Origin of the sequence: Burkholderia sp. AU45274 (assembly GCF_030482505.1) — a bacterium.
Taxonomy (GTDB): domain Bacteria; phylum Pseudomonadota; class Gammaproteobacteria; order Burkholderiales; family Burkholderiaceae; genus Burkholderia.
On the sequence record NZ_JAUJQE010000022.1, the window covers coordinates 17,383 to 30,609 of the forward strand.

Genomic DNA, 13,227 nt, shown 5'->3' on the forward strand with positions numbered 1-13,227 from the left:
GGCGCGCTATTGTAACGCGTTGGCCGGCGCGACTGCAGTGACGCGCCGGCGCTGCCGGGGACGGATCAGGAGGCGGCGGCCGGCACGCGTTTCACGCGCAGGCTGGCCAGCACGATGCCGGTGACGACGCACGCGAGCGCGATGCCGTGGGCGAGCGTCGGGCGCTCGCCGAGGAACGCGATGCCATACGCGGCGGCCGCGACCGGCAGCACCGCGCTGAACACGCCGGCAAGGCTGCCCGGCACGTGCCGGATGCCTTTCATCCACAGCCAGAACGAGAAGATGCTGGCCGACAGGCCATACCAGACGACGAGCGCCCAGGTGCCGGCCGGCACGCTCGCGTAATCGAAATGCCACATCGCCGTCGCGCCGAGCGGCAGCATCAGGCACAGGCCGAACAGGTGCGTGTACGCGCAGATGTCGATTGGCGCGAGCGTTTGCGTGAGGCGGCGCGACAGGATCACGTAGATCGATTCGCAGCACACCGCGCCGAGGATCAGCAGGTTGCCGGTCAGCGACGACGTGCCGTGCCCGGCCGCGCTGCCGTTCGCGAGGTTGATCGTCACGACGCCGGCGATCGCGAGTGCGATCGACACGAGCGCACGGCCGTTCGGTTTTTCACGCAGGATCAGCCACGCGAACAGCGCGACGATCGCCGGGATCGTGCTGGTGATCACGCCGGCCGCGACCGCGCTCGTGCGCTGCACGCCGTTCAGCATCAGCAGCGTGAACATGAAGGTGCCGAAGAACGCCTGCAGGAACAGGTTCAGCCATTCGCCGCGCTTGACCGTGCGCATTTTCACCGGGCTGAACAGCGGCCACAGCACGGCGATCGCGATCACGAAGCGCAGCGTGGCGAGGATGGCGACGGGGACGAAGACGACGATCGATTTACCGATACCGACGTTGCTGCCGACGAACAGCATCGACAGCACGAGAAAGAAAGCGTAGCGATTCAAGCTGGAATCCGGAAGGCGAGTTCAGTTAGGATTGTAGGGTCGCGCTCGTTACAGCGTAAAGCTGCACGCGGGCGCCGCCCGAAGGGCGAAACGGCCGTGCCGCGTAAGTGACGGGTAAGTTCGAGCGCTTATCGTGGAAACTGTCGGGTCGCCCGGTCGCCTTCGTGCGACGTGGTGCGGCGCAGCATCGCGCAGCGGCCTTCGGGCCGTGCGCGGGTGGTGGGTAGGAGACAGCGGCGCGCTTGCGCCGGCCAAGACGCGCGGCGCGCACGATCGCGCCGCCATGCAGAGGATTCATGTTCACCAAGGGGTAGTCGATGTCTGCGATTGAATCGGTTCTTCACGAAACCCGTCAGTTTGCGCCGCCCGCGGCGCTCGAACAGGCGGCGACCATTTCCGGCATGCCGGCCTATCGTGCGCTCGCCGCTGAAGCCGAGAACGATTACGAAGGATTCTGGGCGCGTCGCGCGCGCGAGGGTCTTGCGTGGCACAAGCCGTTCACGAAAGTGCTCGACGAGTCCAACGCGCCGTTCTACAAGTGGTTCGACGACGGCGAGCTGAACGCGTCGTACAACTGCCTCGACCGTCACGTCGAAGCCGGTAACGGCGAGCGCGTCGCGGTGATCTTCGAAGCCGACGACGGCACCGTCACGCGCGTCACCTATGCGGATCTCCTCGCACGCGTATCGCGGTTCGCAAATGCGCTGAAGAAGCGCGGGATCGGCAAGGGCGACCGCGTCGTCATCTATATCCCGATGTCGATCGAAGGCATCGTCGCGATGCAGGCCTGCGCGCGCATCGGCGCGACGCACTCGGTCGTGTTCGGCGGCTTCTCCGCGAAGTCGCTGAACGAGCGGCTCGTCGACGTCGGCGCGACCGCGCTCGTCACGGCCGACGAGCAGGCGCGCGGCGGCAAGACGCTGCCGCTGAAGAGCATCGCGGACGAAGCGATCGCGCTGGGCGGCTGCGAGGCCGTGAAGAGCGTGATCGTCTATCGCCGCACCGGCGGCAAGATCGACTGGCACGCCGAGCGCGACCTGTGGATGCACGAACTGACGGCCGGCGAATCCGACCAGTGCGAGCCGGAATGGGTCGGCGCTGAGCACCCGCTGTTCATCCTGTATACGTCGGGCTCGACCGGCAAGCCGAAGGGTGTGCAGCACAGCACGGGCGGCTACCTGCTGTGGGCCGCGCAGACGATGAAGTGGACCTTCGACTGGAAGCCCACCGACGTGTTTTGGTGCACGGCCGATATCGGCTGGGTCACCGGCCACACGTACATCACGTACGGCCCGCTCGCATGCGGCGGCACGCAGGTCGTGTTCGAAGGCGTGCCGACCTACCCGGACGCCGGGCGCTTCTGGAAGATGATCGGCGACCACAAGGTCACCGTGTTCTACACCGCGCCGACCGCGATTCGCTCGCTGATCAAGGCGGCCGAGGCCGACGACAAGGTGCATCCGAAGAGCTACGACCTGTCGAGCCTGCGCATCATCGGCACCGTCGGCGAGCCGATCAATCCGGAAGCATGGATGTGGTATCACAAGCACGTCGGCCAGGAGCGCTGCCCGATCGTCGACACGTGGTGGCAGACCGAGACGGGCGGCCACATGATCACGCCGCTGCCGGGCGCGACGCCGACCGTGCCCGGTTCGTGCACGCTGCCGCTGCCGGGCATCATGGCCGCGGTGGTCGACGAAACCGGCCAGGACGTGCCGAACGGGCAGGGCGGCATTCTCGTCGTCAAGCGCCCGTGGCCCGCGATGATCCGCACGATCTGGGGCGACCCGGAGCGTTTCAAGAAGAGCTACTACCCCGAGGAACTCGGCGGGCGCCTGTATCTGGCCGGCGACGGCACCGTGCGCGACAAGGACACCGGCTACTTCACGATCATGGGCCGGATCGACGACGTGCTGAACGTGTCGGGCCACCGGCTCGGCACGATGGAAATCGAATCGGCGCTGGTCTCGCACGAGCTCGTGGCCGAGGCGGCCGTGGTCGGCCGTCCGGACGATACGACGGGCGAGGCGGTCGTCGCGTTCGTGGTGCTGAAGCGTTCGCGTCCGGAAGGCGAGGAAGCGGCGGCGCTGGCGAAGACGCTGCGTGACTGGGTCGGCAAGCAGATCGGGCCGATCGCAAAGCCCAAGGACATCCGCTTCGGCGACAACCTGCCGAAGACGCGCTCGGGCAAGATCATGCGGCGCCTGCTGCGTTCGCTCGCGAAGGGCGAGGCGATCACGCAGGATACGTCCACGCTCGAGAACCCGGCCATCCTCGAGCAACTCGCCGAAGTGCGCTGATCGTACCGGTTGCGCATCACGCGCACGAGCCCCTGCGCGGCAATCCCGATTGCCCGCGCAGGGGCTTTTTGTTACATAACGGCATGACCGTTCCGACCCGTCCCGCGCCTGCCGCGCCTCCTCCCGTTCCCGAGCCGCTCGCGCGTGCCCACGCACGCTACTGGCGCTTCAACGTCGCGCTGATCGCGGTGCTGATGGTGATCGGCTTTTCGGTATCGTTCATCGTGCCGTTCTTCGGGCCCGCGCTCGCCGGGATCCGTTTCGCCGGGTTCAGCCTGCCGTTCTACGTCGGCGCACAGGGCGCGATTCTCGTGTACCTCGTGCTGATCGTCGTCTACATCGGGCTGATGCAACGCGCGGACCGCACGCTGCGCCGTGCGTACGACGATCATGCGGCACGCGCCGGCCACGTGAACGGTGGGCGCTGATCCATGCTGACGCGCCGACTGATCCGCGCCTACGCGCTCTACACGCTGGGGTTTCTCGGGTTCGTGCTGCTGATGTGGCGGATCGAGCGGGCCACCGGCTCCGGCGTCTGGATCGGCTACGTGTTCCTGTTCGTGCCGATCGCCGTGTATGCGGTGATCGGGCTGCTGTCGCGCACGTCCGATCTCGTCGAATACTACGTGGCCGGGCGGCGCGTGCCGTCTGCCTTCAACGGGATGGCGACCGCGGCCGACTGGCTGTCGGCCGCATCGTTCATCGGCCTGGCCGGATCGCTCTACGCGACCGGCTACGATGCGCTCGCCTACGTGATGGGCTGGACGGGCGGGTTCTGCCTCGTCGCGTTCCTGCTCGCGCCTTATGTGCGCAAGCTCGCGCGCTACACGATTCCCGATTTTCTCGGGACGCGCTTTTCGAGTACGGCCGTGCGCGCGCTGGCGGCCGGTGCGGCGATCCTGTGTTCGTTCGTGTACCTGGTCGCGCAGATCCAGGGGATCGGCCTGATCGCGACGCGCTTCATCGGCGTCGATTTCGCGATCGGGATTTTCTGCGGGCTCGCGGGCATTCTCGTGTGCTCGTTTCTCGGCGGGATGCGCGCGGTCACGTGGACGCAGGTCGCGCAGTACATCATCCTGATCAGCGCGATCCTGATTCCGGTGTCGCTGATCGCGATGAAGAACGGGCTCGGCCCCGTGCCGCAGTTCAATTACGGCAAGCTGATGGAGCGGGTCGCGGCGCGCGAGGCGCAGGTGCGCGATGCGTTCGACGAGCAGCAGGTGCGCGACACGTACCGCCGGCAGGCCGCGGATATCCAGACGCGGCTCGACCGGCTGCCGGCATCCCATGCGGACGCCCGCCGGCATCTCGCCGACCAGCTGGCCGACCTGCGCCGCCACAACGGGCCGCTGCGCGAGATCAGCCAGCGCGAGCGCGAACTGGCCGATTTCCCGCGCGATCCGGCGGCGGCGCGCGTCGCGTGGACGCAGGCGCGCGACGATCTGCTGGCCCGTGCCGAGCCTCCCGTGCCGATGCACGAGCCGTTTCCCGCCGCGAGCGAAGACGAACGCAAGCCGCGCGAGCGGAATTTCCTTGCGCTGCTGCTGTGCCTGTCGCTCGGCACCGCGAGCCTGCCGCACATCCTGACGCGCTACAACACGACCACGTCGGTCGCGTCCGCACGGCGCTCGGTCGGGTGGACCTTGTTCTTCATCGCGCTGTTCTACCTGAGCGTGCCGGTGCTCGCGGTGCTGATCAAGTACGAGATCCTCGCGAACCTCGTCGGGCGGCCGTTCGCCGAATTGCCGGCGTGGGTCACGCAATGGCATCACTTCGAGCCCGACCTGATCAGCGTCGTCGAGGTGATTCGGGACGGCATCGTGCACTGGTCGGAAATCCAGATGCAGCCGGACATGGTCGTGCTGGCCGCGCCGGAGATCGCCGGGCTGCCGTATGTCGTGTCGGGGCTGATCGCGGCCGGTGCGCTGGCCGCGGCGCTGTCGACCGCGGACGGGCTGTTGCTGACGATCGCGAACGCGCTGTCGCACGACGTCTATTACTGCATGGTCGCGCCCGATGCGTCGAGCCAGCGGCGCGTGACGATCTCGAAGGTGCTGCTGCTCGGGGTCGCGCTGTTCGCGTCGTATGTCGCGTCGCTCAATACCGGGAAGATCCTGTTTCTCGTCGGCGCCGCGTTCTCGCTGGCGGCCTCGAGCTTCTTTCCAGTGCTCGTGCTCGGCGTGTTCTGGAAGCGCACGACGACGCGTGGCGCGATCGCGGGGATGGTGACCGGGCTCGCCGTGTGCGTGTACTACATCGTGTCGACCTATCCGTACTTCACGCAGCTGACGGGGTTCGCGGGGAGTACGTGGTTCGGGATCGAGCCGATCAGCTCGGGGGTGTTCGGGGTGCCGGCGGGGTTCGCGGTGGCGATCGTCGTGAGTCTGTTTGACCGAAAGCCGGATGAATATACGCGGGCGCTGGTGGATTACATCCGGCATCCGTGACGCGGGTGTCGTCCGGCATTGCTCAAGTGCCGGGACCCGTTCGTGTTGGCGCCATGACGGGTGGGTCAGAGCGCTGAAATGCCGAGCTCGGCTCCCTTGGTCGTCTGCACCCGGTTGAAATCACAGCTTCCATCCGTCACGCCTTTGGCGTTCGGGATGGCGACGCAGACATAGGCACGGATGCCATGCGGCAAGGCCACGTGGCGGAACTCGCCAACCTTGATCGTCGCGACCCGATCGACGGCAAATTGATCGTTGATCGGTGTCACGCCGGACGGGATCGACATGATTACTTCCGACGTGGCGTTCCCGGCTTGCGATGTCAGCGTCTGGCTGCTGCCGATCTCTCCGTTGACCGAGAACCGTATCGCCGCCTGTCCCTCGGACACGCGCTGGACCGTGACCGCGAGCGTCGGCTTGGCAATTCCCGCTGCGCATTTGCCTGCGGCGCAGTCGCGAACGGAAAGAAGCGTGCGAAATGGGGAGGCGGGCTGACCGATGACCGACAGGTCGGTCGACGATCCGCCGTCGCGCAGCGATTTTTCGAGCGGCGGGGGAGCGGTCACCGCGATGGTCGTGCTGATCGACGCGGGCGAAAATGCCGTCGCGCAAGCTGACAGCATCGTCGCAGCAACAGCCATCATGGCGAACCGTGGACTCAATCGCATGGATCTGACTCGCGGTGATGAAACCCTGGATATCGTCAGGAGAATACGCTTCTTTAGCGTGGGGTGTTTGGGATTTGCTGTGTGCTGCACGCTCGGATCAAGCAGGGAAGCGAGCCGGCTGCGCAGGGGCGGGGCCGCTTCCTGGTGATCAGTTTGAACCGAATTTGTCGATCGGCAGATTGACTGCGCTCAACTTCCACGACCAGAGGCCGTCGCGTTTGAAGATAAACGTCACCTCGTCGTCCGTTCCTTTTCGAGAGGTTGCAGCGACGGTCGCCCCGTTCTTGTAGCCGACCGACTCCCTTCGAATTCCCCGTGCCAGCCGACCTGTCGGCTTGCCTCTCTCCGGAAACGAAAATGCCCGCTGGCGCGGGCATTTTTGAATACTGGCGGAGAGAGGGGGATTCGAACCCCCGATAGGCGATTAACCTATACACGCTTTCCAGGCGTGCGACTTAAACCACTCATCCATCTCTCCGGAAGACCGAGAGTATAGCAAACTCCGGGGGCAGTCCGCCACTCCGTCCGACGATCCATGCAAATCGGACGGGGCGCGAGGTCGGCGGCCCGCCGGACAACCGTCGAGCGGGCGGTCGCGCCATCATGCGATCATGCTCCGTCCGCCTGCATTTTCCAGCCCTTCGTTCAACAGGAACGCCCCCGCCATGTCGCTGTCCGCCTTGCTCGCATTTGCCCTGATCCTGTCCGTCGGCGTCGCGACGCCCGGTCCGACGGTGTTGCTCGCGATGAGCAACGGCTCGCGGTACGGATTGCGTCACGCGATGGTCGGCATGCTGGGGGCTGTCACGGCCGATGTCGTGCTCGTTGCGCTGGTCGGGTGCGGTCTCGGGATGCTGCTCGACGCGTCGGAAACGGCATTCGTCACGCTGAAGCTGGCCGGTGCGGCGTGGCTCGCCTATGTCGGCGTGCGGATGCTGCTGTCATCCGGCGGCTCCGCCGCTGCGCAGGCGCTCGATCACGCGACGCCCGATCGCCGGACCGCGTTCCTGAAGAGCTTTTTCGTCGCGATGAGCAACCCGAAGTACTACCTGTTCATGTCCGCGCTGCTGCCGCAGTTCGTCGACCGGTCGTATGCGATCGCGCCGCAGTACGCGATTCTTGCGGCGACGATCGTTGCGATCGACGTCGCCGGGATGACCGGCTATGCACTGCTCGGCGTGCATTCGGTGCGCGTGTGGAAGGCCGCGGGGCAGAAGTGGCTGAACCGTGTCAGCGGGTCGCTGCTGCTGATGCTCGCGGGCTACGTCGCGCTGTATCGCAAGGTCGCGAACTGACGCGGCGATGCATCGGGAACAAGCCCTCCACCAGCTGGCTCGGCGATGAAGCCGATCGAGCGCTTCACGCTCGAAACGCACGACGGTCCGTATGAAACGTGGCCGTCGCGCACGCATGTGCTCGTGAACGGCGAACGTTGCGGCCTCACCGTTTCCGGCTATGTGCTGCTTCGCCAGTTCGAGACGCCGGACGCCTATCTGCTCGTCACCGACTACGACTGCCTGTTCGAGGAGGCCGTCACGTTCACGCTCGTGTCGAAGGATCCGTTGAAGGAACTCGCGCGGCGCACGGTCGGCGCGATGTACGCGTCGTGCCATCTGGACGACATGACGTGGGCCGACGACCGCCATTTCAGTGCGACGTTCGTGGACATCGAAGGACGGTGGGATTTCACGATTCGTGACCGATCGGTGCCGTTCTTCCTGCCTCGGCTCGGGATGAATCGCGTGCAGGACCGGTAGCGCGCGATCGGCACTCGCGCGCGTCTCGTCCACGTAGGCGCGCCGTCTGAAACCCGCCGGTACAGGCGGTTTCATTTCTCTTTCACATTGATCTGACATGTAAGTTTCGATGCGCTCGAATCTTGCGTGGCCTGCATGCACGACGGCAGAAGCAGCGACGATCGGGCTTCGCGTCTACCCGTCACATTACAAAATGAATGGAAATTGAAAGAATTCCTTCCCTTGACGCAACGCGCTCGGGCCATTTATTGTCCGTCTGCCGCCCGTGAGAGAGCACGGCGGCAATCGCGGATGCGCGCCTCGCGCGCATGACAACACGCAGCAGAAAGCAGAAAAGGAAACGTGGTAGCCACATGAAGCCGCTCTTCGACGACAAGAATTCCGATGCGGTCAGCGATCGTTCTTCCACCCCGTCTTCGTCACCCGTTGCAGCGCCCGTCATCGTGCCTGCCGCCGCCGTTGCCACGCCGGCGGCACGCCCGACTGAGAACGTCCGCCTGATCACCGTCGACGAGATCGACCAGCTCGGCGCGACGCAGGGCACGCGGATCGCGGCCTTCTCCCAGCAGATTCTCGCGAGCGTCCGCGCGGCGGATGCCGACCAGTTCGGCGACAAGCTCAACGAACTGATCGCGACCGCCAAGGGGCTCGACCCGCGCGGCGCCGACAAGGGCGGGCTGCTCACCCAGGTCACGCGGCTGTTCCGCTCGACCAAGGAGAAGCTGCTGTCGCAATACGAGTCGGTGAGCAAGCGGATGGACACGCTCGTCGTCGAGCTCGAGAACCATGCGCAGCGCCAGAAGGCCGGCATCGACGAGCTCGAGCGGATGTACAACGACAACTACGCGCTGCACCAGGAGCTCGCGCAGTCGAAGGCGCACGGCGAAACGGCGCTCGCGACGCTGCGTGCGCATCTCGCGGCCGGCCAGCAGCCGGTGGACGACGCGTTTGCCGCACAGCGCCTGCTCGACGTGAAGCGCAAGGTCGACGCGCTCGAAAGCAAGCTCGACGATCTCGATCGCGCGATGCTGATGTCGAAGCAGCTCGCGCCGCAGATCCGGATGGAGCAGGACCAGAAACGCACGCTGACGTCGAAGTTCATGACGATCAAGACCGTGCTGATCCCCGCGTGGACCAACGCGTTCGCGCTCTACCTCGAGCAGCTCAGCACGAAGCGCGCGGCGGCGCTCGCCAATGCGACGTACGACGCGGCCGACGAGGCGATCCGCGCGCAGGCCGACCTGAACCGCCAGAACGCGCAGGAAGTCGCGAAGCTGAGCCAGCGCCCGGTGATCTCGACCGACACGTTCGAATACGCGCAGCAGCAGCTGTTCGGCGCATTCGACGACATCACGCAGATCATCGCCGACGGCCGTCGCCAGCGTGAGCAGGACGCACCGCGCCTGCGCCAGCTCGAACAGGACCTGATCACCCGATTCGCTCCGAAGCACAACTGAAAGAACCGAGAGAACACCGCATGATTACGCTTGAGAAACGCGCGGCGAAGGTCGCGATCGTCCTCGAAAAACGCCAGATCCTGAAGCCGCCCGTCGTGCGCGTCGGCGCGGCGCTCGACATCTCCGGCTCCGCGAAGCCGCTGTACCAGTCGGGCGTGATCCAGGACACGCACGACCGGATTCTCGGCATCGCACTGAAGTTCGACGACAACGGCGAAGTCGATACGTGGACCTTCACCGAAGGCTACGACCGCCTGCCGACCGCAACGCCGGACAACTACGGCTCGTATATTTCCGATCATGTGCTCAACGCGCGGATCGACAAGTGGGGCGGCACGCAGTACGCACCGGTGATGAACGACATCGTCGACTTCTTCTTCCGTGCGCCGGCGCCGTCGCCGAAGCGCGAAGAGAAGCGCGGCTTCCTGAGCCGGCTGTTCGGCGGCGCGGACGAGGCGCCCGCGCCGGCCGCCGCCGCGCCGGTGAACGGCCATCTGCCCGCATGGGTGCTGTTCGTCACCGACGGCCAGAACCCGAAGAACGACCGCAAGCGCGTGCGCCAGCTGCTCGCCGAGTCGCAGCACTACCCGCTGTACTGGTCGCTCGTCGGCGTCGGCGATCCGAGCGAATTCGGCTTCCTCGCGGAAGTCGCGGACGAGATGCCGAACGTCGGCTTCCTGCATCTCGAATCGCTCGACGTCAGCGACGAACAGATCTACGAACAGCTGATCACGCAGGAATTCTGCGACTGGGTGCGCGCGAAGTAAGCGCAGCCCGCCCGCCTTTTATCCCGAACTCGATTACCCCCATCATGTTGAAAGACTTCAAGATCCCGTTGTCGCTCACGGTGCTCGCGCTGATCGCGGCCTATCTCCTCGGCGGCGTGAAGGACATGCTGATCGTCGCGGTCCTGTCGGTGCTCGAAATTTCGTTGTCGCTCGACAACGCGGTCGTCAACGCATCGGTGCTCAAGAACTGGTCGGAGAAGTGGCGCAACCGCTTCATGGTGTTCGGCCTGCCGGTCGCCGTGTTCGGCATGCGGCTCGTGTTCCCGCTGCTGATCGTCGCGGTGATCGGCCACATCGGCATGTGGGACGCGCTGAAGCTCGCGATCGAGTCGCCGGCGCAGTACGCGTCGATCCTCACGTCCGCGCATCACCAGGTATCCGCATTCGGCGGCGCGTTCCTGCTGATGGTGTTCTTCAAGTTCATGCTCGACACCGGCAAGGACGAGCACTGGATCGGCTTCCTGGAAGGCCCGATGAGCCACCTCGGCCGCATCACGGCGCTGGAAGTGGCACTGACGCTCGCCATCGTCATCGTCGCGTCGCTCTACGTGCCGGCAGCCGAGCAGGTGGCCTTCCTGCTCGCGGGGGCGTTCGGCGTGATCAGCTTCGTGATCGCGCACGGCATCGGCGATCTGATCGGCGGCGAGGAGACGGGTACGCGCGTGGTGCGCGAGGGCGTCGCGGGTTTCATGTACCTCGAAGTGCTCGATTCGTCGTTCAGCTTCGACGGCGTGATCGGTGCGTTCGCGCTGTCGAACAACATTTTCCTGATCGCGCTCGGCCTCGGCGTCGGTGCGGCGTATATCCGGGAGATGACGCTCGTGCTGCTGAAGAAGGGCACGCTCGCGCAATACCGCTATCTCGAGCACGGCGCGTTCTGGGCAATCGGTGCGCTCGCAACGATCATGTTCCTCGGCGTGAAGTTCGAGGTGCCCGAGGTCATTACCGGCCTGGTCGGTGCGGCGATGATCGCGGCGGCCGTGTGGTCGTCGATCGTCGTGCAACGCAAGGAAGACCGCACGGCTGTAGCGGGCGAGTGACCTGGCGTCGCGCGCGGGTCGAACACCATCAACGAGGGGCCGCGCAGGGCGGCCCGGCATTGCCGCCGGCACAACGGCGGTTCCAGCAGAAGAGGTTCAGATGATCAATTTGTCGAAAGGCGGTCGCGTCAACCTGTCGAAGGAAGCGCCCGGCACGCAGAAGTTCCGCATCGGTCTCGGTTGGGATGCGAACGCCACGGACACGGGTACGGACTTCGATCTCGACGTGTCGGTGTTCCTGTGCAAGTACGACGCGCAGAGCAATCCGAAGCTGATCTCGGATCAGCACTTCGTGTTCTACAACAGCGAAGTGCGCACGATGGAGCGCAAGGACACGTTCATCCAGCCGGGCGACGATTTCCCGAAGCGCGGGATGCCCGCGTCGAAGTGCCTGGGCGTCGTGCATAGCGGCGACAACCGCACGGGCAGCGGCGACGGCGACGACGAGGTGATCTTCATCGACATGACGAAGTTGGCCGCGGACATCGAGGAAATCTCGGTGGTCGTGACGATCGACCAGGCCGAAGCGCGTCGCCAGAATTTCGGCCAGGTGCGCAACAGCTACATCCAGATCGCCGACGAAGTGTCGGGCGCGGTGATCGCGAAGTACGCGCTCGAGGAAGACTTCTCGATGGAGACGTCGGTGCAGGTCGGCAGCTTCTATCGCCGCGACGGTCACTTCATGTTCAAGGCGGTCGGCGCCGGCTACAACCGTGGCCTGGGCGACTTCGTGCGCGCGTACGGCGGCGCGGTCTGACTGGCGGCAGCCCGGCCGGCGGGATACCGCCGCGCCGGGCAGGAAGCAGCGATGACGAATCCGTCCGACGAGCCGAAGCGGCTCGAGTTCGATACGACGCCCGAGCGCACGCCCGGGCGTCTTGCGTTCGACGCGCCGCCCGCGGCCGCGGCGCCGGTTGCACGCGGGCCCGAGCGGCCGGCGCCGCAGGCGCTCGACTTCGGGCCGGCGCCCGCGTCCGGCAAGACCGTGCGCACGGCGCCGGCCGAGGCGGTCGGCCGTGCGGTGTTCGGCGAATCGAACCATCCGCAGCTCGAAGCGTGCTTCCGCGCCGCGCAGGCCAGTTTCCCGAATCTCTATCCCGACTACGCGCCGCGCATCGAGCGGCACATCCGGCAACTGGTGCCGCTCAAGCTCGCGACGATCGCGACGATCGGTGACGGCGCGCTGGAGACGGCGGGCAACCTCGTCGAAGCCGTGGCGGCCACGACGCGCGAATTCAACGAGCTCGGTGCGGCCGACATGATGGCCGGCATGCTCGCGCAGGCGACACGCAAGGCGGGCATGTTCGAGCGCTGGTTCGGCGCGGCGACGGGCCATGTCGACTACCGCGCGGCGATCGGGGCGCTCAAGCAGTCGCTCGGCTTCTTCCCGCGTCGTACCGAAGAACTCGCCGCGAAGGTCCGCCATGCGGAAGAAAACCTCGTGGTCGTGCTCGCGGCGCTGAGTGCGGTGTCGGACGTCGTGCGCGCGCCGGACGATGCAGGTGTCGAGCGCACGCTGTTCGACCGCCGCAACATCGTCGGGCAGGCGGTGCAGCAGATCCGCATGCAACCCGCGCAATTGCGCGGGCTCGACGAGCGCGTGACCGATCTGCTGTCGCGCGCCGATCATCTGATGAACGTCGTGCTGCCGGCGGCGTTGGCGGCGCGGCCGCAGCGCTGAGCACACGGCGCGACGGGCACGAACGCGTGCGCTGCGGCGCGCGTGTTCGCTGCGCAGGCCACGTCGCGTCACGCCATTTCACGTGCGCTGGCCCGAGTCTGCTATCTTCCCGGGCATCTCATCGCTTTCC

12 protein-coding genes and 1 tRNA gene are annotated in these 13,227 nt (G+C 65.9%); 10 read left to right on the forward strand and 3 right to left on the reverse strand.

Features of this window, described 5'->3' with window-relative positions; translation table 11 throughout:
- Nucleotides 1-65 precede the first annotated feature (65 nt).
- Nucleotides 66-959 carry a DMT family transporter gene (locus tag QZM35_RS36950; RefSeq protein ID WP_071333524.1) on the reverse strand — a complete coding sequence of 298 codons (894 nt, stop codon included), beginning with the start codon at nucleotides 957-959 and terminating at the stop codon, nucleotides 66-68.
- A gap of 317 nt (nucleotides 960-1,276) precedes the next feature.
- Here QZM35_RS36950 and acs point away from each other — a divergent pair, with 317 nt between their 5' ends.
- The 3 genes from acs to QZM35_RS36965 all read left to right on the forward strand — a co-directional run bounded on the left by acs (nucleotide 1,277) and on the right by QZM35_RS36965 (nucleotide 5,706).
- Nucleotides 1,277-3,259, forward strand: coding sequence for an acetate--CoA ligase (gene acs, locus QZM35_RS36955; RefSeq protein ID WP_301777732.1), 1,983 nt, complete (start codon nucleotides 1,277-1,279; stop codon nucleotides 3,257-3,259).
- 83 nt (nucleotides 3,260-3,342) lie between these two features.
- On the forward strand, nucleotides 3,343-3,687 hold the full coding sequence (locus QZM35_RS36960; protein WP_089425825.1) for a DUF4212 domain-containing protein: 345 nt from the start codon (nucleotides 3,343-3,345) through the stop codon (nucleotides 3,685-3,687).
- A 3-nt stretch (nucleotides 3,688-3,690) separates the two neighbouring features.
- Nucleotides 3,691-5,706 (forward strand): sodium:solute symporter family protein, encoded by a 2,016-nt coding sequence (locus tag QZM35_RS36965; RefSeq protein WP_089431318.1) that lies wholly within the window; start codon nucleotides 3,691-3,693, stop codon nucleotides 5,704-5,706.
- 65 nt (nucleotides 5,707-5,771) lie between these two features.
- On the opposite strand, the gene QZM35_RS36970 is transcribed toward QZM35_RS36965, so the two are convergent.
- Both QZM35_RS36970 and QZM35_RS36975 read right to left on the reverse strand, forming a co-directional pair.
- Complete coding sequence (locus QZM35_RS36970) at nucleotides 5,772-6,374, reverse strand: hypothetical protein (RefSeq protein WP_089425823.1); 603 nt, start codon at nucleotides 6,372-6,374, stop codon at nucleotides 5,772-5,774.
- A 387-nt stretch (nucleotides 6,375-6,761) separates the two neighbouring features.
- A tRNA-Ser gene (locus QZM35_RS36975) sits at nucleotides 6,762-6,852 on the reverse strand.
- A 187-nt stretch (nucleotides 6,853-7,039) separates the two neighbouring features.
- Between QZM35_RS36975 and QZM35_RS36980 the strand changes: the two genes are divergently transcribed.
- From QZM35_RS36980 to QZM35_RS37010, 7 genes are all read left to right on the forward strand, one after another.
- On the forward strand, nucleotides 7,040-7,669 hold the full coding sequence (locus QZM35_RS36980) for a LysE family translocator (protein WP_301777733.1): 630 nt from the start codon (nucleotides 7,040-7,042) through the stop codon (nucleotides 7,667-7,669).
- Between the two features lie 45 nt (nucleotides 7,670-7,714).
- A complete protein-coding gene (locus QZM35_RS36985; protein WP_301777734.1) occupies nucleotides 7,715-8,131 on the forward strand; it encodes a hypothetical protein in 417 nt (138 codons plus the stop codon).
- Nucleotides 8,132-8,484: 353 nt separating this feature from the next.
- Entirely contained in the window at nucleotides 8,485-9,588 is a 1,104-nt protein-coding gene (locus QZM35_RS36990; RefSeq protein WP_301777735.1) for a toxic anion resistance protein, read from the forward strand.
- 20 nt (nucleotides 9,589-9,608) lie between these two features.
- On the forward strand, nucleotides 9,609-10,355 hold the full coding sequence (locus QZM35_RS36995; RefSeq protein WP_174975527.1) for a VWA domain-containing protein: 747 nt from the start codon (nucleotides 9,609-9,611) through the stop codon (nucleotides 10,353-10,355).
- Nucleotides 10,356-10,399: 44 nt separating this feature from the next.
- The gene (locus QZM35_RS37000; RefSeq protein ID WP_047852100.1) at nucleotides 10,400-11,416 is read left to right on the forward strand and encodes a DUF475 domain-containing protein; all 1,017 of its coding nucleotides are present in this window, start codon (nucleotides 10,400-10,402) and stop codon (nucleotides 11,414-11,416) included.
- A 100-nt stretch (nucleotides 11,417-11,516) separates the two neighbouring features.
- Nucleotides 11,517-12,173: a TerD family protein gene (locus QZM35_RS37005; RefSeq protein ID WP_089425818.1), complete on the forward strand. Its 657-nt coding sequence runs from the start codon at nucleotides 11,517-11,519 to the stop codon at nucleotides 12,171-12,173.
- A 51-nt stretch (nucleotides 12,174-12,224) separates the two neighbouring features.
- A complete protein-coding gene (locus QZM35_RS37010; protein WP_089425817.1) occupies nucleotides 12,225-13,097 on the forward strand; it encodes a hypothetical protein in 873 nt (290 codons plus the stop codon).
- Nucleotides 13,098-13,227: the final 130 nt, after the last annotated feature.

Coding starts and splice junctions, on each gene's coding strand:
- QZM35_RS36985 (WP_301777734.1), top strand. CDS start 7,715: ATGAAGCCGATCGAGCGCTTCACGCTCGAAACGCACGACGGTCCGTAT.
- QZM35_RS36990 (WP_301777735.1), top strand. CDS start 8,485: ATGAAGCCGCTCTTCGACGACAAGAATTCCGATGCGGTCAGCGATCGT.
- QZM35_RS37005 (WP_089425818.1), top strand. CDS start 11,517: ATGATCAATTTGTCGAAAGGCGGTCGCGTCAACCTGTCGAAGGAAGCG.
- QZM35_RS36980 (WP_301777733.1), top strand. CDS start 7,040: ATGTCGCTGTCCGCCTTGCTCGCATTTGCCCTGATCCTGTCCGTCGGC.
- QZM35_RS37000 (WP_047852100.1), top strand. CDS start 10,400: ATGTTGAAAGACTTCAAGATCCCGTTGTCGCTCACGGTGCTCGCGCTG.
- QZM35_RS36970 (WP_089425823.1), bottom strand. CDS start 6,374: ATGCGATTGAGTCCACGGTTCGCCATGATGGCTGTTGCTGCGACGATG.
- QZM35_RS36995 (WP_174975527.1), top strand. CDS start 9,609: ATGATTACGCTTGAGAAACGCGCGGCGAAGGTCGCGATCGTCCTCGAA.
- QZM35_RS36965 (WP_089431318.1), top strand. CDS start 3,691: ATGCTGACGCGCCGACTGATCCGCGCCTACGCGCTCTACACGCTGGGG.
- QZM35_RS36960 (WP_089425825.1), top strand. CDS start 3,343: ATGACCGTTCCGACCCGTCCCGCGCCTGCCGCGCCTCCTCCCGTTCCC.
- QZM35_RS37010 (WP_089425817.1), top strand. CDS start 12,225: ATGACGAATCCGTCCGACGAGCCGAAGCGGCTCGAGTTCGATACGACG.
- acs (WP_301777732.1), top strand. CDS start 1,277: ATGTCTGCGATTGAATCGGTTCTTCACGAAACCCGTCAGTTTGCGCCG.